The following is an 18,472-nucleotide window of genomic DNA, read 5'->3' on the forward strand; positions in this document are numbered from 1 at the left end:
TTTAGAATAAACCCGAAATTATCGACTGGAAAATCCGGCGCGGGTTCAGCTCTTTCCAGTCGATGCCGCCGCATGCGCGCGCGGGTCCGGACCGCCCGGCTCGCCGCGGCTCGCGACCGGATCGGCGGGCGTGTTCGCCGTGCTGGCAGCCTGCGCCGGGCTCTCGCGTTCGAGCGGCGGCGCGAAATCGACGTGCCGGTCCTTGTCCGTCGACAAATCCGCGCGCGCTCGCGGCAGATACTGCGGATACGCGGCCTGCACGAAGTTCACGAGCCCTTCGCGCACGCGGCAGCGCAAATCCCAGTTGAGCGCCGAATCGAAGGAACTGACGAGCACGCGAAGCTGCATCGCGCGGTCGGTGGCGTCGGTGACTTGCAGCACCTGCACGCGGCCGTCCCACTCCGGCGCGTGCGCGAGAATGCGTTCGAGCTCTTCGCGCAGCGGCGCGATCGGCATCCGGTAATCGACGTACAAAAACACGGTGCCGATGATCTGCGAACTGTTGCGCGTCCAGTTCGTGAACGGATTCTCGATGAACCACTGCAACGGCACGATGAGCCGCCGCTGGTCCCAGATGCGGATCGACACATACGTGCCGGTGATCTCCTCGACGCGGCCCCACTCGCCCTGAATCACGACGACATCGTCGAGGCGAATCGGCTGCGACAGCGCGATCTGCAATCCCGCGATCAGGTTGCCGAGCACCGGCCGCGCCGCGATACCGGCGACGAGTCCCGCGACACCCGCCGACGCCAGCAGGCTCGCGCCGATCTGCCGCACGCTCGGAAACGCCATCAGCGCCGCGCCGAAGCCGATGATCACGATCACCACCATCACCGAGCGCTCGAGCACGCGCGCCTGCGTGTGGATGCGGCGGGCGTTGAGATTGTCGTCGGTGTCGAGCGGATGCGCCTGCACGATCGCCTCGCCCACCGCGCCCGCCGAACGCGCCGCGAGGAACGTGAGCGCGCCGATCAGCGCGACGGTTTCGACATCGCGCAGCACGCCGATGAACGGCAGCGTATCGGGCGCCTCGAAAATCATGAAACCGATTCCGAGGATGATGAGCAGGATCAGCGCGGGCGTGTCGACATAGCGCAGCACGACGCTCATCAGCGGATACGGCCGCGCGATGCGCAAGAGGATGCGCGCGCCGATGCGATGCACGCCCACCGCGACCGCCACCGCGATGACGGCCACCACGAGCGCGCCCGGCCAGGTGCCGAGCGGCCGTTCCGCGAGAGTCAGGAAGTGATCGAGTGAGAGCATGAGCGTCGCGGGATCGGCCTCGTGAAAGTGAATGCGGCGAGGTGGATGCTGCGAAATGCAGTGGCGAGGGCCGTCCAGGCGCGGCCGTGGCGCTCGTCGCGCCGGCAAGCACGGCGCCGGAACGCGCGATGGCGTCCCGGCGTCACAACACGTTCAGCGTTCCGCCTTGCAGGGGAACGCCTTGCCGAGACCGAGCGAGACCATCGTGGTCGCGTTGAAATCGGCCTTGTCGGGATTATTGGCGATGTACTTGCGCACCGCGTCCGTCAGTTGCTGCGGCTTCACGTCCGCGGGCAGGCAGAAGTACTGGCCGACCTGCGGCCCCGAGGTTCCGCCGATCGCCTCGATCGTGTTGTAGATGCCGTCCGCCGCGCCTTCGATATAGGCCGCGCAGGCGGTCCGGGAATTGGGATCCGTTTTGGTGCAGAGCTTGTTCAGATCGTTGCCGGTAAATGCGAACGCGCAAACGGGCGTCGCGAGAGCACAGGCGAGGACGAATTCCCGCAGCATGGTCTTCCTTTTATGTTGAGCGGCGGCTTGAAAGAGGCAATGGGTTCGGGGCGATGCGCGGCCGCGCCTGCCCCGGGACTTGCTGTCGCGCTGCGCTATTTTGCACCGTTTGAGCCGCTTTGCGGAGCGCCGCCGCCTTGTGGCATCGAATCCAGACGCGCCTGCAAGCCTTCCGCGACATCCTTCTCGTTGTACTTGCGGGCGAAGTCCACCGCCGTCATGCCGAGCTGGTTCTTGACGCGCAGATCCGCGCCTTCGTCGAGCAGCAGCTTGCAGGTCGAAAGATGACCGCCGCGCGCGGCCATCATGAGCGGCGTCGTGCCGTTGGGCGAACCGGCGTCGATATACGCGGAATGATCGACGAGGATCTTCACGATATTGTCATTGCCGTTGGTTGCCGCGTAGTGCAGCGGCGTCCAGCCCTTCTTGTTCACTTCGGCGTCCTTCGCGATCAGCAGATTCACGAAAGTCGCGTCGCCGTTGAGGGCGGCGAGCATCATCGCGTTTTCGCCGGCCGGGTCGAGCTTTTCCAGATCGGTCTTCGGATTGTCGGCGAGCAACTGGCCGACCTTGTCCGACTTCTCGCGCGCGGCGATCACGAGAATCGGTGTGCCCGTGTTGTCGACGGTATTCGGGTCCGCGCCTTCCGCGAGCTGCTTCTTCACGGCCGATATGTCGTCGAACTTGACCGCCTTGATGAGCGAATCCACGGATGCGGCCCAGACCGGCTGCGCGATCGCGCAGGCCGCGAGCAGCGCGCCGGCGACGAGACCGCGCACGGCAGCGCTTGCCCGCGCATTGCGTGCGTTGCGCGCACGGGAAACGTTTGGCGCGCTCGTCGCGGACAACGTGGAAACCATCGGGGAATTGTTCATAAGTGACCTTCGGATTGCTTTGAAACAGTTTTATCGCGCGCGGGCCGGCCGCCCTCAGACTGGCCGCGCGATCTTGAAGAGCCGGAAGAAGTTGTCGGTGGTCGCCTGTGCGACGGCTTCTTCCGGCTGCTCGCGCAACTGCGCGATGAAACGTCCGACATAACTCACGTACGCAGGTTCGTTCGGCTTGCCGCGATACGGCACCGGCGCGAGATACGGCGAATCGGTTTCGATGAGCAGACGCTCGATCGGCACGCGCCGCGCGACGTCCTGCACATCTTTCGCATTCTTGAACGTGACGATGCCCGACAGCGAAATATGAAAGTTCTGCGCAAGCGCCCGTTCCGCGACTTCCCACGGCTCGGTGAAACAATGCATCACGCCGCCCGGCACGCCCGCGCGCTCTTCTTCCATGATGCGCAGCGTGTCGTCCGACGATGAACGCGTATGAATGATGAGCGCCTTGCCCGTCCGATGCGCCGCGCGAATATGCGTGCGAAAGCGCTCGCGCTGCCATTCCATCTCGGCGATGCTGCGCCCTTCCAGACGATAGTAGTCGAGCCCGGTTTCGCCGATCGCGCAAACCTTCGGATGCCCGGCCAGCTCGACGAGTTCCGCGACGCTCGGCTCTTTCGCCTCTTCGTGATCCGGATGCACGCCGACGGACGCATACACGTTCTCGTGTTTCTCGGCGATGTCGAGCACCGAAGGCAGCGTTTCCAGATCGACCGACACACACAGCGCGTGCGTGACGGAGTGCGCGCGCATCTTGTCGAGCACGTCGGGCAGACGGTCGGCGAGTCCTTCGAAGTTGATGTGACAGTGTGAATCGACGAACATCCGGTGCTCCTTGATACGTTTCCCGCGTCGCGGCTCGATGACTTCAGGCGATATAGATGTCGCGATAGCCGATGAACAGTTCCTCGAACACGAGCCGCGCGTTGAGCGGGTGATTTTCCACCGCGCGCTGGCGCGTGACGGTCTTCATGTAGCGGACGAGCGCGGCGGAGTCGGCGCTTTGCGCGCATCGCGCGAGCGCTTTCGCCGCGCCGGGAAAATAGCGCGGCCGGCCCGCCGTGCGCTCGGCAAGCAGATCGTACAGCCAGCGCTGCAGCCAGCCGAGCACGAGCGGCACCGGCAGCTTCTGCAGGTTTTCCCCGCAGGCGAAGGCGTCGCAATTCGGACCGGCGGCGAGTTGCGCGAGCGTGAAGTCGCGCAAGGCGCGATTTTCGTCGTTCGCGAGCGCCAGTGCAGCAAGCGGCGCGCCGCCTGCCTGCGCGAGCAGCCCCGCCGGATCGTCGATACCCTGCGACGCGAGCCACGCGCTCGCTGCTTTGGACGGCGGCACGCTCATCGGCCATTGACGGCAACGGCTGATGATCGTCGGCAACAGCCGGTCGACGCGCGCCGACACCAGCAAGAACACCACGCCCGAGGGCGGTTCTTCGAGCGTTTTCAGCAATGCATTCGCCGCCGCGACGTTGAGCGCTTCGGCCGGATACAGCACCACGACGCGCATGCCGCCCCGATGCGAACCGACGCTACAGAAGTCCAGCAGCCCGCGCACCTGCTCGATCTTGATTTCCTTGCTGGGCGTGCGGGACTTCTTGCCTTCGTCGCCATCGGGCTTGTCGGCGGGCGCGTCGGTCGTGTCGGCGCTGCCGGCGGCGAGACCGGCGAGCGCTTCAGGCAGCACCGCGCGGTAATCGGGATGATTGCCTTGCGAAAACCACAGGCACGCCGGGCACGTCCCGCACGGCTCGCCATTCGGCGCGGCCATCTCGCAGAGCAGCCCCTGCGCCAGATGCTGCGCGAACTGGAGCTTGCCGATGCCCGCCTCGCCATGCAGCAGCAACGCGTGCGGCCAGTGCGCGCGCAATTGTTGAAGACGCTGCCAGTCGTCGGTGTGCCAGGGGTAGATCATCGGTATATTTGTATTAAATCAGAGGCTTGCAAGCAGTTCTTCGAGTTTTTCACGAATATCGTCGATGGAACGCGTCGAATCGACGATAAAAAACCGCTGCGGCGATTCCTCCGCGCGGCGCAGATATTCGTTGCGCGTGCGCTCGAAAAACGCCTCCGACTCGCTCTCGAACTTGTCCGGCGCGCGGGCCGCCGAGCGGCGCTCGCTCGCGGTGTCGGTGGGCACGTCGAAAAGCACGGTCAAATCGGGCTGAAAACCGCCCTGCACCCAGCGCTCCAGCGCTTCCAGCTTGTCGCGCGGCAGGCCGCGCCCGCCGCCCTGATACGCGAACGTCGCGTCCGTGAAACGGTCCGACAACACCCAGTCGCCGCGCGAGAGCGCCGGTTCGATCACCTGCGCCAGATGTTCGCGGCGCGCGGCGAACATCAGCAGCGCTTCTGTTTCGAGATCCATCGGCTGATTCAGCAGGATGCCGCGCAGCGTTTCGCCAAGCGGCGTGCCGCCCGGTTCGCGCGTCATCGCGACGCCATGCCCGGCGGGCGCCAGCTTCGCTTCGAGCTGCTGGCGGAACCAGTCGAGATGCGTGGTCTTGCCCGCGCCGTCGATGCCTTCGAACGTAATGAACTTGCCGCGCGCCATTCATTGACCCCGGATGTATTTGTCGACGGCCTTGTTGTGGTCGCCCAGATTGTCGGAAAAGATGCTGCTGCCGTCGCCGCGCGACACGAAATACAGCGCGTTGCTCGCGGCGGGATTGAGCGTGGCGTTCAGTGCGGCCACGCCGGGCAGCGCGATCGGCGTCGGCGGCAGGCCCATGCGCGTGTAGGTATTGTACGGAGTGTCCGTCTGCAGGTCTTTTTTCCTGAGTTTGCCGCCGTAGGTCGGGCCGAGGCCGTAGATCACGCTCGGGTCGGTCTGCAGCGGCATGCCGATACGCAGCCGGTTCGCGAACACCGCCGCGACGAGCGGCCGGTCCGACGCGCGCCCCGTCTCCTTCTCGACGATCGACGCCATGATGAGCGCGTCATAGGGCGTCTTGTATGGCAGATTCTGCGCGCGCGTGTTCCACGCTTCGGCGAGACGCGCCTGCATCAGCCGGTACGCGCGCTTGTAGACGGCGAGATCGCTCGTGCCCTTGTCGAAGAGATAGGTGTCCGGGAAGAACAGGCCTTCGGCCGATGCCTTGTCCACTTCGGGCGCGCCGATCGCGCGCAGCAGGTCGGTGTCGGTCATGCCGGCCGTGTCGTGCGTGAGCGCGGGATTGCTGTCGAGTTCGCCGCGCATTTTCTGCAGCGTCCAGCCTTCGATGACGGTCGCGACATATTCGTTCACGTCGCCGCGCGCGATTTTCTCCAGCACTTCGTAAGGCGTGATGCCGCTCTTGAAAGCGTAATTGCCGGACTTCAACTGCGCGGACAGGCCGAGCACGCGCGTCATCAGCACGAACAGTTCGGGTTCGACGGGCACGCCGCCACGGTTCAACTGGGCGCTCACGCTGCGCAGGCTGCTGTGGGGCTTGATGGTGACGTCGAGTTCGGGCGCCGACAGCGTCATCGGCCGGTTGGCCCACCAGTACACGCCGCCCGCGACGGCCGCTGCGAGCATCGCGACGAACACCGCCGCCGCGACACATTTCTTGAAAAAGGACATGCGAAACACGCTTGAGATAAGACCAATATAATAACTTGCCGCCTGCGCCAGAGCCGCTTTATCGGGCTTGCGCCCAAACGATAGGATTGACAGCCCGCCGACCCATGAATTCCCAGACCATCGCCCTCGCCGCCTCAGACTTCGACGCCGTCAAGACCGCTGGCGCGTACATGCCGCTGACCCAGTTCGGCGTGATCGACGTCAAGGGCGAGGACGCCGCCTCGTTCCTGCACAACCAGGTCACGAACGACGTCCAGCATCTCGATGCATCGACCGCGCGGCTCGCGGGCTACTGCTCGCCGAAAGGCCGCCTGCTCGGCTCGTTTCTGATGTGGCGCACGGCCGACGCAGTGCGCCTGCTGATCGCGCACGACGTCCAGGCCGCCGTGCAGAAACGCCTGTCGATGTTCGTGCTGCGCTCGAAGGCGAAGCTCACCGACGCGACCTCCGAAGTGGCGGCCGTCGGCTTCGCGGGCGACGTGCGCGCGGCGCTCTCCGGCATTTTCGATGCGCTGCCCGACGGCGTGCACGTGAAGGTCGAAGGCCCGCACGGCGCGCTGATCCGCGTGCCGGATGCGGCGCATCGGCCGCGTTTTCTATGGGTCGGACCGAAAGCCGATGTCGAGGCGCAACTCGCGAAGCTCGCCGAAAAACTGACGCGCGTGCCAGAGCAGATGTGGGACTGGCTCGACATCCACGCGGGCGAGCCGCGCATCACGCACGCGACGGTCGAGCAGTTCGTCCCGCAAATGGTGAACTTCGACGTGCTCGGCGCGGTGAACTTCAAGAAAGGCTGCTATCCGGGACAGGAGATCGTCGCGCGCAGCCAGTATCGCGGCACGATCAAGCGGCGCACCGCGCTCGCGCATGTCGATACGCACACGGATATCGTTTCGCCCGGCGCCGAGCTCTTTCATTCCGACGATCCCGGTCAGCCGTGCGGGCTCGTCGTCAACGTGGCGCCTGGCGAGCACGGCGGCGCGGATTGTCTCGTCGAGATCAAGCTCGCCGCGCTCAACGACGGCTCGGTGCACGTCGGCGCGGCCGATGGCCCCACGCTCGGCTTCGTGCCGCTGCCCTACGCTTTTCCCGCCGACGCCTGATGAGGTCGCGCGCATGTGCCTGATCGTCTTCGACTGGCAGCCCGGTGCTTCGCACGACAACGGCCGCGCATTGCTGACGCTCTCGGCCAATCGCGACGAATTCCTGCGCCGCGACGCCGAACCGATGCACTGGTGGACCGACGCGCCCGGCGTCCTCGCGGGCCGCGACCTGACGGGCGGCGGGACGTGGCTCGGCGTTTCGCGCGATGGCCGTTTCGCGGCGCTGACGAACTATCGCGCGCCAGGCGACGTGAAGCCGGACGCGCCGACGCGCGGCGCGCTCGTGAGCGCGTTTCTCGCCGGCGAACGCGAGGCGCCGCTCGACTATTTGCGGCGTGTGGCGCGGGAAGGTCATCGATATAACGGCTTCAACCTGCTGTGCGCGGACTTCACGCGACGCGAACTCGGCTGGTACGGCAATCGCGCCGATGCGCCGCCCGCGTTGCTCGATAGCGGCGTGCACGGCTTGTCCAACAGTCTCCTGAACACGCCCTGGCCGAAGCTCGTCGCGCAACGCGAGGCGCTGTGCGATCTGATTCACGCCGATGAACGCCCGTCGCTCGACGTGCTCATCGACACGTTGCGCGACCCGCGTATCGCGAACGACGAGCATCTGCCCTCGACGGGCATTTCGATCGAGCGGGAGCGCGTGCTGTCGGCGGCGTTCATCGAAACGCCGGATTACGCGACGCGCAGCACGACGGCGTTGCGCGTGAATGTGTCGGCGCGAGGGTTATCGCTGGAAATCAAGGAACGCAGCGACGACGACGGTTCGCATCGGATCGTGCGGCCGGGGGCTTTTGAGCGGGCGTTCAGCTTCGAGGTGAAATGACGCGAGATGGCTCGGCTAGGTCATGAGCGAGCAATACGGCGGCGGTCGTTATTTGAAAAACGGTTTAATAATTAATAAAACGCACTGGCTTCGATTCCAGCATTTGGCATTAAACGAACAACGAGAAAGCCGTTTTTCACGTAAAACTCAGATCTCGGCTCGTCTTTCATTATTTTCTGTTTATTCGACGCGTGTCGCGATTTGCCGGTCGCGTCCGCCACCTGCGGGCGCAAACTAACCACTTCCAAGAAAATCACAACGCCTTCTCATGCGTTCGAAACGAATAAGAAGGCGTGGCGTTCAGTTACTGAGCCAAGCTATCGCAGAGTTGGATGGGCACGCCCGGCCCGCATGTGCACAGGTCCGCCGGCGTACCCGGTTCGCACGCCATGGCGAAAGTCGGAGCCGAATAAACGGCAAAAGCAAGACCGATTGCAGCGATGGCAGCCAGAGTTTTTTTCATTTCTTTTATCTATGAGTGGTTTAAAAATAGCATGCGCAGTTAAGATGATCTAATAACTTCGCATGCATTGATTGACTGGCGTCATGAATTAATGACTCAATGACGTGTTCAATCTGTTTCCAATCATAGCATCAGCAATTACGAATTGATTACGTCAACATTTACTTTCGGATAATACTCAACTCTACGAAAGATTCTTTTCAATCCCGCTATTTATTCAACGCTTCTCGCAATGCATCGACCGCATTCGCATGCGCCTGCGTCACTTCCGGCACGAAGCCGCCCATTTTGAAGAACTCGTGAATCATGCCTTCGTAGCGCATGAGCGTGACCGGCACGCCTGCGTTTTCGAGCGCGGCGGCAAAAGCAACGTCCTCGTCGTAAAGCGGATCATGATCTGCCGCCGCGATCCACGCCGGTGCGACGCCCTTGAAGTCCGGCACGCCGCCGGCGGCGTCGAGCGGTGCGAAGCGCCAGTCGTCGCGGTCGCGGTCTTCGCGCAAATATTGCGCGAAGAACCACTGGATCGTCTCGCCGGAAAGCAGATAGCCGTCGGCGAGCCGCGCGTGCGACGCGCTCTTCTGCCACGCGCTCGTGCCTGGATAAATCAGCAATTGCAACCGAAGATCGATGCCCGCATCGCGCGCGAGTACCGCGCAGACGATCGCGAGCGTGCCGCCCGCACTATCGCCGCCGATGGCGAGCCGAGCCGGATCGATGCCGAGCGTCGGCGCTTCGCGCGCGAGCCATTGCAGCGCGTCGAAGGCATCGTTCGCCGCGACCGGAAACTTGTGCTCGGGCGCGAGCCGGTAATCGACCGATACGACCGCGCACCCCGCGTCGTGCGCGAACTTGCGGCACAGCGCGTCATGCGTCGACACGCTGCCGACGGTGAAGCCGCCGCCATGCAGATACATGAGCGCCGCCGACGGCTGCGCCCAGCCCGGCTCGACCGGATGGTAGATCCGCACGCCGATCGTTTCGCCGTCGCGCACGGGAATGCGCAGGTCTTCGACGCTGAACATCGGCAGCGGCGCGATGTCGAGAATCGGCGCGCTCATCGCGTAGGCGGCGCGCGCCTGTTGCGGCGTGAGCGTGTGATACGGCGGTCGATTCGCGCGCGCGACCATCTCCAGGATTTGCGCGATCTTCGGATTGAGCGGCATCGGCGAAATGGATTTCAAAGGGCCCCGATGATGCCATGACCACGCGCCGTCAGCACGGCCGTTTCAGCGACATCGGATCGGTCGGATTGCGCAATTGCGCGATGTCGTCGAGCCGCAGTTGCACCGACGGCATGATGTTCGGATGCGTGATGACATAGAAGCGGCCTTCGCGCACCGCATCGAACGTCAACTCGGCGACCTCGCGCGCGGACAGCTTGCCGCCTTCCACCGCTCTCGCGAGTTGCCGCGCCGCGAGCTTTTGCGATGCGGTGAGCGGCGCGTCGTTGGCGAGCGTCTCGGGCCGCGCGCGTTCGGCCTGGGCGATGCCGGTCGGCACGAACGCGGGGCACAACAGCGACACGCCGACGAGCGACGCACCCGCGAGCCGCAAGTCGTGATGAAGCGTCTCGGTCAGCGCGACGACCGCATGTTTCGATGCGTTGTAGACGCCCATCGCGGGCGCGGCGAGCAGGCCCGCCACCGACGCCGTGTTGACGATATGCGCCGGCTCGTTCTGTTCGAGCATGATCGGCACGAAGGCGCGCAGCCCGTTCGCGACGCCCATCACGTTCACGCCGAAGACCCACTGCCAGTCGTTCGCGCTGTTCTCCCACACGAAGCCGCCCGCGCCGACACCCGCGTTGTTGAAGAGCAGATGCACGCCGCCGTATTCGTCGAGCGACGCGCGCGCGAGCGCATCGACCTGAGCGGCGTCCGACACGTCCGTCGTGACGCCGATCGCGTCGCCGCCCGCCTCGCCCACCGCTTCGACGGTCGCGGCGAGCGCGGCGGTGTCGCGATCGGCGAGCACGAGCTTCATGCCGAGCGCCGCGCCCAGCTTCGCGAACTCGCGCCCGAATCCGCTGCCCGCGCCGGTGATGACGGCGACCTTGCCTTCGAAGCGATCCACGTGCGTGCCCTCGCCGCTAAACGAGCTTCACGAGCTGCTTGCCGAAGTTCTTCCCGCGCAACAGGCCGAGGAACGCTTCGGGCGCATTGTCGAGGCCCTCGGCGATGCTTTCGCGAAAATGCAGCTTCTTCGACGCGACGCGCTCGCCGAGTTCCTTCAGCGCCTGCGGCCAGACCTCCGGATGCTCGCTGACGATGAAGCCCTGCAGCTTGAGCCGTTGCGTCAGGATGAGCCGGGGCGCGTTCAACGGCGAAGGCTTGCCGTCGTAACCTGAGATCATGCCGCACACCGCGACGCGCCCGAACGCGTTCATGCGCGCGAGCACGACGTTGAGCGTTTCGCCGCCGACGTTCTCGAAGTAGCCATCGACGCCATCGGGTGTCGCGGCCTTCAGATCTTCATAGAGCTTGCCCGCCTTGTAATCGACGCAAGCATCGAAACCGAGCGTTTCGACGACATGGCGGCACTTGTCCGCGCCGCCCGCGATGCCCACCACGCGGCATCCGGCCGCTTTCGCCAGTTGCCCGACGACGCTGCCCACCGCGCCGCTCGCCGCCGACACGACGATCGTCTCGCCGGCCTTCGGCTCGATGATGCGATTGAGCCCGTACCACCCGGTGACGCCCGGCATGCCGACCGCGCCGAGATACGCGGACAGCGGCACGCGCGACGTATCGACCTTGTTCAGTCCGCGGCCGTCGGACGTGCCGTATTCCTGCCAGCCGAACATGCCGACGACGCTATCGCCCACCGCGAACGCCGGATTGCGCGATTCGCTCACGACGCCCACCGTGCCGCCGATCATCACTTCGTCGAGCGGCTGCGGCGCGGCGTAGGATTTCGCGTCGTCCATGCGGCCGCGCATGTACGGATCGAGCGACAAATAGTGATTGCGCACGCGCACTTCGCCGTCACGCAGCGGCGCGAGCGGCGTCTCGACGAGCTTGAAGTTCGACAGCGACGCCTCGCCTTGCGGGCGCGACACGAGCAAAATCTGGCGGTTGATCGGTGTCTCGGCCATGCGGATTCTCCTTCGAATTGGGTATTCAGGCGTCGCTCGGACCGGGCGTCGCCTTCGGATCGGATCGCATTTTCTGCCTGACGATGTCGCGCCCGACCGCGAGCCGCTTCATGTACTTGAACGTGCCGAGCGCCTTCGCGACGAAGTGGCCTTCGCTGTCGCGGATCTCGCCTTCGCAATAGGCCATCGTCGTCGAGCGATGCAGCACGCGGCCATAGCCGCGCAGCTCGCCACGGCCCGGCTGCATGAAGTTGACTTTCATCTCGACAGTGACGACGCCGATGCCGTCGCCCGCGACGCTGCGCGCGGCGAGCGCGAGCGCCGCGTCGAGCAGGGTCATCGTCACGCCGCCGTGCGCGATGCCCCATGTGTTCAAATGCGCTTGCTCGAGCGGCATGCGCACTTCGCTCTCGCCGTCGGCGGCCTTGACGAGCTGCACGCCGAGCGCGTCGATGAACGGGCTTTCGATCGAGACGTTGCCCGCTGATGATGAATCGGAAGAGGACATCGCGCTCACACTTCGTAATCGACGCATTGCCGGTCTTCGCGGATCGCCGCGACGAAGTCCTTCAGCGCCTGATGCTTCGGATGAACCTGATACGCTTCGAGCGCGGCTTTGTCGTCGAAATCGGAGACGAGCACGACGTCATACGTGCAGTCGAAACCCGGCTGCGCGGTGCCCACTTCGAAATGTCCCTGCCCCTTGACGATGTTGCGGCAAGTTTCGAGCTTCGCCTTCAGCTTTTCGGCGTTCTCGGCGCGGCTCGCGCCCTCGGCGTTGTCCTTCAGCTTCCACATGACGATGTGACGTAGCACGGCGGCTCCTTCTTGGCGATGAATCCCGAAGCGTAGCAAAAATCGTCGGACAGCAAATGCTCACACGATTTCGAACAGCCCCGCCGCCCCTTGCCCGCCGCCGATGCACATCGTGACCACGACGAACTTCGCGCCGCGCCGCTTGCCTTCGATGAGCGCATGGCCCGTCAGCCGCGCGCCCGACACGCCATACGGATGCCCGACCGCGATCGCGCCGCCGTTCACGTTCAGGCGCTCGTCGGGAATGCCGAGCGTGTCGCGGCAATAGAGCACCTGCACGGCGAACGCTTCGTTCAGCTCCCACAGGCCGATATCGCCGACGGACAAGCCCGCGCGCTTCAGCAGCTTCGGCACCGCGAACACCGGACCGATGCCCATCTCGTCGGGCTCGCAGCCCGCGACCGCGAAGCCGCGAAAGATGCCGAGCGGTTGCAGTCCCTCTTTCTCCGCGAGCGTCGCGTTCATCACGACACACGCCGATGCGCCGTCGGAAAACTGGCTCGCGTTGCCCGCCGTGACGACGCCGCCGGGCAGCGCGGTCCGGATGTTCGACACGCCTTCGAGCGTCGTGCCGGCGCGGATGCCTTCGTCGGCGGCGAGCGTCACTTCCTTCGTGAACATGCGCCCGGTCGTCTTGTCGGCGATGCCGGCGAGCACGGTGATCGGCACGATTTCATCGTCGAACTTGCCTGCCGCCTGCGCCGCCGCCGCGCGCTGCTGCGAACGCACGCCGTATTCGTCCTGCCGCGCCTTCGAAATTTCGTAGCGCTTCGCGACGTTCTCGGCGGTCTGCAACATCGACCAGTAGATCTCGGGCTTGTGCCGGTTCAGCCAGCCATCGGTGAGCATGTGGCGGTTCATCTCGTTCTGCACGCACGAGATCGATTCGACGCCGCCCGCGACGTACACATCGCCCTCACCCGCCATCACGCGCTGCGCGGCGAGCGCGATCGTCTGCAAGCCCGACGAGCAGAAACGATTCACCGTCATGCCCGGCACGGAGACGGGCAAGCCCGCGCGCAACGCGATCTGCCGCGCGATGTTCATGCCCGTCGCGCCTTCGGGATTCGCGCAGCCCATGATGACGTCTTCTACGCGCGCCGGATCGATGCCCGCGCGTTCGACGGCGGCCTTCGTCACGTGGCCGCCGAGCGTCGCGCCGTGGGTCATGTTGAGCGCGCCGCGCCACGATTTGGCGAGCGCGGTGCGCGCCGTCGATACGATGACTGCATCGGTCATTTTGTCTCCCTGCCTTGATTGAGTATGTCCGCCGACGTCACACGCCGTACGCCGGCGTCGCGCATGTTTTGCCACGCGCGCTCGAGCGAGCCGTTCAGATCGATCGCGCGGCACGCGTCTTCGATCACGGTCACCTCGAAGCCCGCCGCGCGCGCGTCGAGCGCGGACCACGCGACGCAATAGTCGGTCGCGAGTCCCGCGAGCCAGACACGTTTCGCGCCCACATTGCGCAGATAGCCTTCGAGGCCGGTCGGCGTCACGCGATCCGCTTCGAGAAACGCCGAGTAGCTGTCGACGTGCTCGTGATGTCCCTTGCGAATCACGAGCCGCGCATGCGGCACATGCAGATCGCGATGCAGCGCCGCGCCTTCCGTATCCTGCACGCAATGAACCGGCCACAGCACCTGTTCGCCGTACGGCAGCGTCGTCGTCTCGAACGGCTGACGGCCCGCGTGATTCGCCGCGAACGACACGTGCGAACGCGGATGCCAGTCCTGCGTCAGCACGACGTGCGAGAACGCGCGGGCAATCCGGTTGACGACGGGCACGACTTCATCGCCGCGCGCGACGGCCAGCGCCCCGCCCGGCATGAAGTCGTACTGCACATCGACGATGACGAATACGTCGTCGACGGGTTTCATCTCAGTCATTGAAGCGTCCATTCGCTTGCGCGAGTTCCGTCACGAGCGCGGCGGGCCGCCACGCTTCGCCGTTGGCCTGCTTCGCGTACTTGCGCATCGCGCGTTCGACGTTGTAGAGGCCGATGGTGTCCGCATAGAGCATCGGGCCGCCGCGCCACAGCGGAAAGCCGTAGCCCGTCAGATAGACCATGTCGATGTCCGACGCCTTGCCCGCGATGCCTTCCGCGAGAATCTTCGCGCCTTCGTTCACGAGCGACAGCACGAGACGCTCGACGATTTCTTCATCGCCGATCTTGCGGCGCTCGACGCCGCGTTCCTTCGAATACGCGACGATCATGTCGTCGACGAGTTTCGACGGCGCCGCGTCGCGCTTGCCCGGCTGATAGTCGTACCAGCCCGCGCCGGTCTTCTGCCCGAAGCGCCCCGTTTCGCAGAGACGATCCGCGACGCGCGAATACTGCAGATCCGGCTGCTCGCGATAGCGGCGCTTTCTGATCGCCCAGCCGATGTCGTTGCCCGCGAGATCGCTCATGCGGAACGGGCCCATCGCGAAGCCGAATCGCTCGATCGCGCGATCGATCTGCGCGGGCAGCGCGCCTTCCTCCAGCATGAAGAGCGCTTGCCGGATGTACTGCTCGATCATCCGGTTGCCGATGAAACCGTCGCACACGCCCGACACCACCGCCGTCTTCTTGATCTTCTTCGCGAGCTGCATGACGGAGGCGAGCACGTCCTTGTCCGTCTTCTCGCCGCGCACCACTTCGAGCAGCTTCATCACGTTCGCGGGGCTGAAGAAGTGCATGCCGACGACATCGCCCGGACGCTTCGTGAACGCGGCGATCTTGTTCAGATCGAGCGTCGATGTGTTCGAGGCGAGGATCGCGCCGGGCTTCGCGATTTCATCGAGCTGGCGGAACACCTGCTCTTTCACGCCCAGTTCCTCGAACACGGCTTCGATGATGAGGTCGGCGTTCGACAGATCGGAGAACGAGAGCGTCGGCCGAATCAGCGCCATGCGCTCTTCGAGCTTTTCCTGCGTGAGCTTGCCTTTCTTGACCTGCGCCTCGTAATTGCGGCGGATCGTGGCGAGCCCGTGGTCGATCGCGTCCTGCTTCGTTTCGAGCAGCACGACGGGCAGGCCCGCGTTGACGAAGTTCATCGCGATGCCGCCGCCCATCGTGCCCGCGCCGATCACGCCGATTTGCGCGATCGTCCTGACAGGCGTGTCCGACGGCACGTCGGCGATCTTGGCCGCCGCGCGCTCGCCAAAAAACGCATGCCGCAGCGCGCGGCTTTCGGGCGTCAGCACGAGCGCGAGAAAGCATTCGCGCTCGAATGCGAGGCCACGCTCGAAGCCTTCCTTCACGCCCTTCTCGACGGCATCGATGCACTTGTGCGGCGCCGGATAATGCTTCGCGACCGCCGCGACGCCGTTACGCGCAAACTGGATGAAACCCTCGGCGTTCGGATGCTCGATCTTGCGGTCGCGCACTTTCGGATGCGGACCGTTTCGTTGCGCGACCCGATTCGCGAACGACAGCGCGCGTTCCAGCAGATCGCCGTCGGCGAGTTCGTCGAAGAGCGCGGTTTGCGCGAGTTTCTCCGACGGCACCGGCGCGCCCGACACGATCATGTTCAACGCCGTCTCCAGCCCGACCACGCGCGGCAGGCGCTGCGTGCCGCCCGCGCCGGGAAGAAGGCCGAGCTTGACTTCCGGCAGCGCGATCTGCGCGCCGGGCGCGGCGACGCGGTAGTGCGCGCCGAGCGCGAGTTCGAGACCGCCGCCCATCGCGACCGCGTGGATCGCGGCGACCACGGGCTTCGCGCTCGCTTCCAGCGTCGCGATGACGGTCATGAGCGTCGGCTCTTGCGTGGCTTTCGGCGTGTTGAATTCGGTGATGTCCGCGCCGCCCGAAAACGCCTTGCCCGCGCCGATGATGACGATGGCGCGCACGCCGTCGTCATCGTTCGCGCGCTCGACGCCTTCGACGACGCCAAGGCGCGTCGAATGCCCGAGCCCGTTGACTGGCGGATTGTCGAGCGTGATGACGGCGACGCCGTCGCGGATCGTGTAGTCCACTGCCATGAACGTGTCTCCTGTCGACCGGATACCGGTTGAATTGTGGGCGATGGGTGCAGAATACACAAAATAGCACGATCGTTCAATTGTTCGTCGATACGAAAAAACCCCGGCTCCGCGCGGGCGGACCGGGGCTTCGACGAGCGTGAATGCGTTAAACGGAGTTTTCGGCCGCGCTCGGCAGCACGTAATCGCGATACTGCACGCGCAGGCGCATTTTCTGCAGCTTGCCCGTCGCCGTGTGCGGCAATTCCTCGGCGAACACGACGTCGTCCGGAATCCACCACTTCGCGACCTTGCCCTCGAAATGCGCGAGCAGTTCCTCGCGCGTGACGGTCGCGCCGGGCTTCAGCACCGCGACGATCAGCGGCCGCTCCGTCCACTTCGGATGCGAGCACGCGATGCACGCGGCCTCCGCCACCTGCGGATGCGACACCGCGATGTTCTCGAGTTCGATGGAACTGATCCATTCGCCGCCGGACTTGATCACGTCCTTGCTGCGATCGGTGATCTGCATGAAACCGTCGTGATCGATGGTCGCGACATCGCCCGTCGGGAACCAGCCGTCGATGAGCGGCGAGTCGTCGCGACGGAAATAGCGGTCGATGACCCACGGCCCGCGCACGTACAGATCGCCGAAGGACTTTCCGTCCCACGGCAGTTCGTGGCCGTCGTCGCCGACCACTTTCATGTCGACGCCGAAAAGCGTGTGGCCCTGCTTCTCCAGCGAGCGGCGCTGTTCTTCGAGCGGGCGCTGCTTCTGCTTGAAGTTGAGGCGCGACAACGTGCCGAGCGGCGACATCTCCGTCATGCCCCACGCGTGGATCACCTGCACGCCGTACTCTTCCTCGAAGCTGCGCAGCATCGCGGGCGGACACGCGGAACCGCCGATCACCGTGCGCTTCAACGTCGAAAAACGCACGTTCTCCTGCTTCATGTAGGTGAGCAGGCCCATCCAGACGGTCGGCACGCCCGCCGAAAAAGTGACGCCTTCGGCTTCCATCAGTTCGTAGAGCGATTTGCCGTCGAGGTCCTTGCCGGGAAACACGAGCTTCGCGCCGACGAGCGGCCCCGCGTGCGGAATGCCCCACGCGTTGACGTGGAACATCGGCACGACGGGCAGGATCGCATCGCTCGATGACGCGCCCATCGCATCGGGCAACGCGGCTCCGTAGGCGTGCAATACGGTCGATCGATGCGAGTACAGCGCGCCCTTCGGATTGCCGGTCGTGCCCGACGTGTAGCAGAGAAACGAGGCCTGACGCTCGTCGAGCATCGGCCATTCGTAGTTGCCGTCGTGCTCGCCGATGAGACTCTCGTAGCTCATCACCGGCACGCTCATGTTCGAGAGATGCTCGCCGATGCACGCGGCGTCGCCGAGCGCGATCCAGCCTTTCACGTTCGGGCACTGCGGCGCGACGATCTCGACGAGCGGCGCGAAGGTCATGTCGAAGCAGACGTACGAATCGCCGGCGTGATCGATGATGAACGCGATCTGATCGGGAAAGAGGCGCGGATTGATCGTGTGGCAGACGGCGCCCATGCCGCTCACGCCGTAATAGCACTCCAGATGTCTGTAGCCGTTCCATGCAAGCGTGCCGATGCGCTCGCCCTGTTCGACGCCGAGCGCGGTGAGCGCCTGCGCGAGCTGCTTCGCGCGCTTCTCGCAATCGCGATACGTATACCGGTGGATGTCGCCTTCGATGCGGCGCGACACGATCTCGTTGTCGCCGAAGTGACGCGAGGCATGGGACAGCAGGGACGACGCGAGCAGCGGTACTTCCATCATCTGGCCGTAGAGCGGCGACGTCATAGGCGAGGTCCTCGAATCTGTCGATGGTGGGCGGATGGCCGGGCCGCGCTCCTGCAGGCCCGCGGACGCGGAATTACAATATCGTTTAACTCAGAGGCGCTCAATATGTCGTTTTCCCCAAGCAATGCCGTGCGCGCGGTGCGCGACGAGACGCCCGCCG

The 18,472-nt window shown here is 64.8% G+C and carries 19 protein-coding genes; 3 read left to right on the forward strand and 16 right to left on the reverse strand.

Features of this window, described 5'->3' with window-relative positions; translation table 11 throughout:
* Window positions 1-45 precede the first annotated feature (45 nt).
* From NOV72_RS18035 to mltG, 7 genes are all read right to left on the reverse strand, one after another.
* Window positions 46-1,269: a mechanosensitive ion channel family protein gene (locus NOV72_RS18035; protein ID WP_106855959.1), complete on the reverse strand. Its 1,224-nt coding sequence runs from the start codon at window positions 1,267-1,269 to the stop codon at window positions 46-48.
* Window positions 1,270-1,422: 153 nt separating this feature from the next.
* Window positions 1,423-1,779: a Rap1a/Tai family immunity protein gene (locus tag NOV72_RS18040; protein WP_008349679.1), complete on the reverse strand. Its 357-nt coding sequence runs from the start codon at window positions 1,777-1,779 to the stop codon at window positions 1,423-1,425.
* Between the two features lie 95 nt (window positions 1,780-1,874).
* Window positions 1,875-2,654, reverse strand: a complete 780-nt coding sequence (locus NOV72_RS18045; protein WP_106855960.1) for an ankyrin repeat domain-containing protein — start codon at window positions 2,652-2,654, stop codon at window positions 1,875-1,877.
* A 54-nt stretch (window positions 2,655-2,708) separates the two neighbouring features.
* Window positions 2,709-3,494 carry a TatD family hydrolase gene (locus NOV72_RS18050; RefSeq protein WP_106855961.1) on the reverse strand — a complete coding sequence of 262 codons (786 nt, stop codon included), beginning with the start codon at window positions 3,492-3,494 and terminating at the stop codon, window positions 2,709-2,711.
* A gap of 43 nt (window positions 3,495-3,537) precedes the next feature.
* The gene (locus tag NOV72_RS18055) at window positions 3,538-4,578 is read right to left on the reverse strand and encodes a DNA polymerase III subunit delta' (RefSeq protein ID WP_106855962.1); all 1,041 of its coding nucleotides are present in this window, start codon (window positions 4,576-4,578) and stop codon (window positions 3,538-3,540) included.
* Window positions 4,579-4,596: 18 nt separating this feature from the next.
* Entirely contained in the window at window positions 4,597-5,217 is a 621-nt protein-coding gene (gene tmk / locus NOV72_RS18060) for a dTMP kinase (RefSeq protein WP_106855963.1), read from the reverse strand.
* Window positions 5,218-6,228: an endolytic transglycosylase MltG gene (mltG, locus tag NOV72_RS18065; RefSeq protein WP_106855964.1), complete on the reverse strand. Its 1,011-nt coding sequence runs from the start codon at window positions 6,226-6,228 to the stop codon at window positions 5,218-5,220.
* Window positions 6,229-6,332: 104 nt separating this feature from the next.
* Here mltG and ygfZ point away from each other — a divergent pair, with 104 nt between their 5' ends.
* Genes ygfZ through NOV72_RS32000 form a run of 3 tightly spaced genes read left to right on the forward strand, consistent with a single transcriptional unit; the run spans window position 6,333 to window position 8,401 of the window.
* Window positions 6,333-7,331: a CAF17-like 4Fe-4S cluster assembly/insertion protein YgfZ gene (ygfZ, locus tag NOV72_RS18070; RefSeq protein ID WP_106855965.1), complete on the forward strand. Its 999-nt coding sequence runs from the start codon at window positions 6,333-6,335 to the stop codon at window positions 7,329-7,331.
* Between the two features lie 13 nt (window positions 7,332-7,344).
* Window positions 7,345-8,163 carry an NRDE family protein gene (locus NOV72_RS18075; RefSeq protein WP_106855966.1) on the forward strand — a complete coding sequence of 273 codons (819 nt, stop codon included), beginning with the start codon at window positions 7,345-7,347 and terminating at the stop codon, window positions 8,161-8,163.
* A 22-nt stretch (window positions 8,164-8,185) separates the two neighbouring features.
* Window positions 8,186-8,401 (forward strand): hypothetical protein, encoded by a 216-nt coding sequence (locus NOV72_RS32000; RefSeq protein WP_146150018.1) that lies wholly within the window; start codon window positions 8,186-8,188, stop codon window positions 8,399-8,401.
* 434 nt (window positions 8,402-8,835) lie between these two features.
* Here NOV72_RS32000 and NOV72_RS18080 read toward each other — a convergent pair whose 3' ends face one another.
* The 9 genes from NOV72_RS18080 to NOV72_RS18120 form a co-directional block, all read right to left on the reverse strand.
* Complete coding sequence (locus NOV72_RS18080; RefSeq protein ID WP_106855967.1) at window positions 8,836-9,792, reverse strand: alpha/beta hydrolase; 957 nt, start codon at window positions 9,790-9,792, stop codon at window positions 8,836-8,838.
* Window positions 9,793-9,841: 49 nt separating this feature from the next.
* The gene (locus NOV72_RS18085) at window positions 9,842-10,702 is read right to left on the reverse strand and encodes an SDR family oxidoreductase (RefSeq protein WP_106855968.1); all 861 of its coding nucleotides are present in this window, start codon (window positions 10,700-10,702) and stop codon (window positions 9,842-9,844) included.
* A 16-nt stretch (window positions 10,703-10,718) separates the two neighbouring features.
* On the reverse strand, window positions 10,719-11,723 hold the full coding sequence (locus tag NOV72_RS18090) for an NADP-dependent oxidoreductase (RefSeq protein WP_106855969.1): 1,005 nt from the start codon (window positions 11,721-11,723) through the stop codon (window positions 10,719-10,721).
* 25 nt (window positions 11,724-11,748) lie between these two features.
* Window positions 11,749-12,231, reverse strand: coding sequence for a PaaI family thioesterase (locus tag NOV72_RS18095; protein ID WP_106855970.1), 483 nt, complete (start codon window positions 12,229-12,231; stop codon window positions 11,749-11,751).
* Between the two features lie 5 nt (window positions 12,232-12,236).
* Entirely contained in the window at window positions 12,237-12,539 is a 303-nt protein-coding gene (locus tag NOV72_RS18100; protein WP_106856046.1) for a Dabb family protein, read from the reverse strand.
* A gap of 60 nt (window positions 12,540-12,599) precedes the next feature.
* Window positions 12,600-13,778 (reverse strand): acetyl-CoA C-acyltransferase, encoded by a 1,179-nt coding sequence (locus tag NOV72_RS18105; RefSeq protein WP_106855971.1) that lies wholly within the window; start codon window positions 13,776-13,778, stop codon window positions 12,600-12,602.
* Complete coding sequence (gene pncA, locus NOV72_RS18110) at window positions 13,775-14,428, reverse strand: bifunctional nicotinamidase/pyrazinamidase (protein ID WP_425428738.1); 654 nt, start codon at window positions 14,426-14,428, stop codon at window positions 13,775-13,777. The genes NOV72_RS18105 and pncA overlap by 4 nt, the downstream gene beginning before the upstream one ends.
* The gene (locus tag NOV72_RS18115; protein WP_106855973.1) at window positions 14,421-16,505 is read right to left on the reverse strand and encodes a 3-hydroxyacyl-CoA dehydrogenase NAD-binding domain-containing protein; all 2,085 of its coding nucleotides are present in this window, start codon (window positions 16,503-16,505) and stop codon (window positions 14,421-14,423) included. Before NOV72_RS18115 ends, pncA begins: the two co-directional genes overlap by 8 nt.
* A 148-nt stretch (window positions 16,506-16,653) precedes the next feature.
* Window positions 16,654-18,312, reverse strand: coding sequence for a 3-(methylthio)propionyl-CoA ligase (locus tag NOV72_RS18120; RefSeq protein WP_106855974.1), 1,659 nt, complete (start codon window positions 18,310-18,312; stop codon window positions 16,654-16,656).
* Window positions 18,313-18,472: the final 160 nt, after the last annotated feature.

It is taken from the genome of Caballeronia novacaledonica, assembly GCF_900258035.1.
Taxonomy (GTDB): Bacteria; Pseudomonadota; Gammaproteobacteria; order Burkholderiales; family Burkholderiaceae; genus Caballeronia; species Caballeronia novacaledonica.

Bases quoted from the DNA above. Each gene is read 5' to 3' on its own strand.
- NOV72_RS18035 (WP_106855959.1), bottom strand. From the start codon at position 1,269: ATGCTCTCACTCGATCACTTCCTGACTCTCGCGGAACGGCCGCTCGGC.
- NOV72_RS18040 (WP_008349679.1), bottom strand. From the start codon at position 1,779: ATGCTGCGGGAATTCGTCCTCGCCTGTGCTCTCGCGACGCCCGTTTGC.
- NOV72_RS18045 (WP_106855960.1), bottom strand. From the start codon at position 2,654: ATGAACAATTCCCCGATGGTTTCCACGTTGTCCGCGACGAGCGCGCCA.
- NOV72_RS18050 (WP_106855961.1), bottom strand. From the start codon at position 3,494: ATGTTCGTCGATTCACACTGTCACATCAACTTCGAAGGACTCGCCGAC.
- NOV72_RS18055 (WP_106855962.1), bottom strand. From the start codon at position 4,578: ATGATCTACCCCTGGCACACCGACGACTGGCAGCGTCTTCAACAATTG.
- tmk (WP_106855963.1), bottom strand. From the start codon at position 5,217: ATGGCGCGCGGCAAGTTCATTACGTTCGAAGGCATCGACGGCGCGGGC.
- mltG (WP_106855964.1), bottom strand. From the start codon at position 6,228: ATGTCCTTTTTCAAGAAATGTGTCGCGGCGGCGGTGTTCGTCGCGATG.
- ygfZ (WP_106855965.1), top strand. From the start codon at position 6,333: ATGAATTCCCAGACCATCGCCCTCGCCGCCTCAGACTTCGACGCCGTC.
- NOV72_RS18075 (WP_106855966.1), top strand. From the start codon at position 7,345: ATGTGCCTGATCGTCTTCGACTGGCAGCCCGGTGCTTCGCACGACAAC.
- NOV72_RS32000 (WP_146150018.1), top strand. From the start codon at position 8,186: ATGAGCGAGCAATACGGCGGCGGTCGTTATTTGAAAAACGGTTTAATA.
- NOV72_RS18080 (WP_106855967.1), bottom strand. From the start codon at position 9,792: ATGCCGCTCAATCCGAAGATCGCGCAAATCCTGGAGATGGTCGCGCGC.
- NOV72_RS18090 (WP_106855969.1), bottom strand. From the start codon at position 11,723: ATGGCCGAGACACCGATCAACCGCCAGATTTTGCTCGTGTCGCGCCCG.
- NOV72_RS18095 (WP_106855970.1), bottom strand. From the start codon at position 12,231: ATGTCCTCTTCCGATTCATCATCAGCGGGCAACGTCTCGATCGAAAGC.
- NOV72_RS18105 (WP_106855971.1), bottom strand. From the start codon at position 13,778: ATGACCGATGCAGTCATCGTATCGACGGCGCGCACCGCGCTCGCCAAA.
- pncA (WP_425428738.1), bottom strand. From the start codon at position 14,428: ATGACTGAGATGAAACCCGTCGACGACGTATTCGTCATCGTCGATGTG.
- NOV72_RS18115 (WP_106855973.1), bottom strand. From the start codon at position 16,505: ATGGCAGTGGACTACACGATCCGCGACGGCGTCGCCGTCATCACGCTC.
- NOV72_RS18120 (WP_106855974.1), bottom strand. From the start codon at position 18,312: ATGACGTCGCCGCTCTACGGCCAGATGATGGAAGTACCGCTGCTCGCG.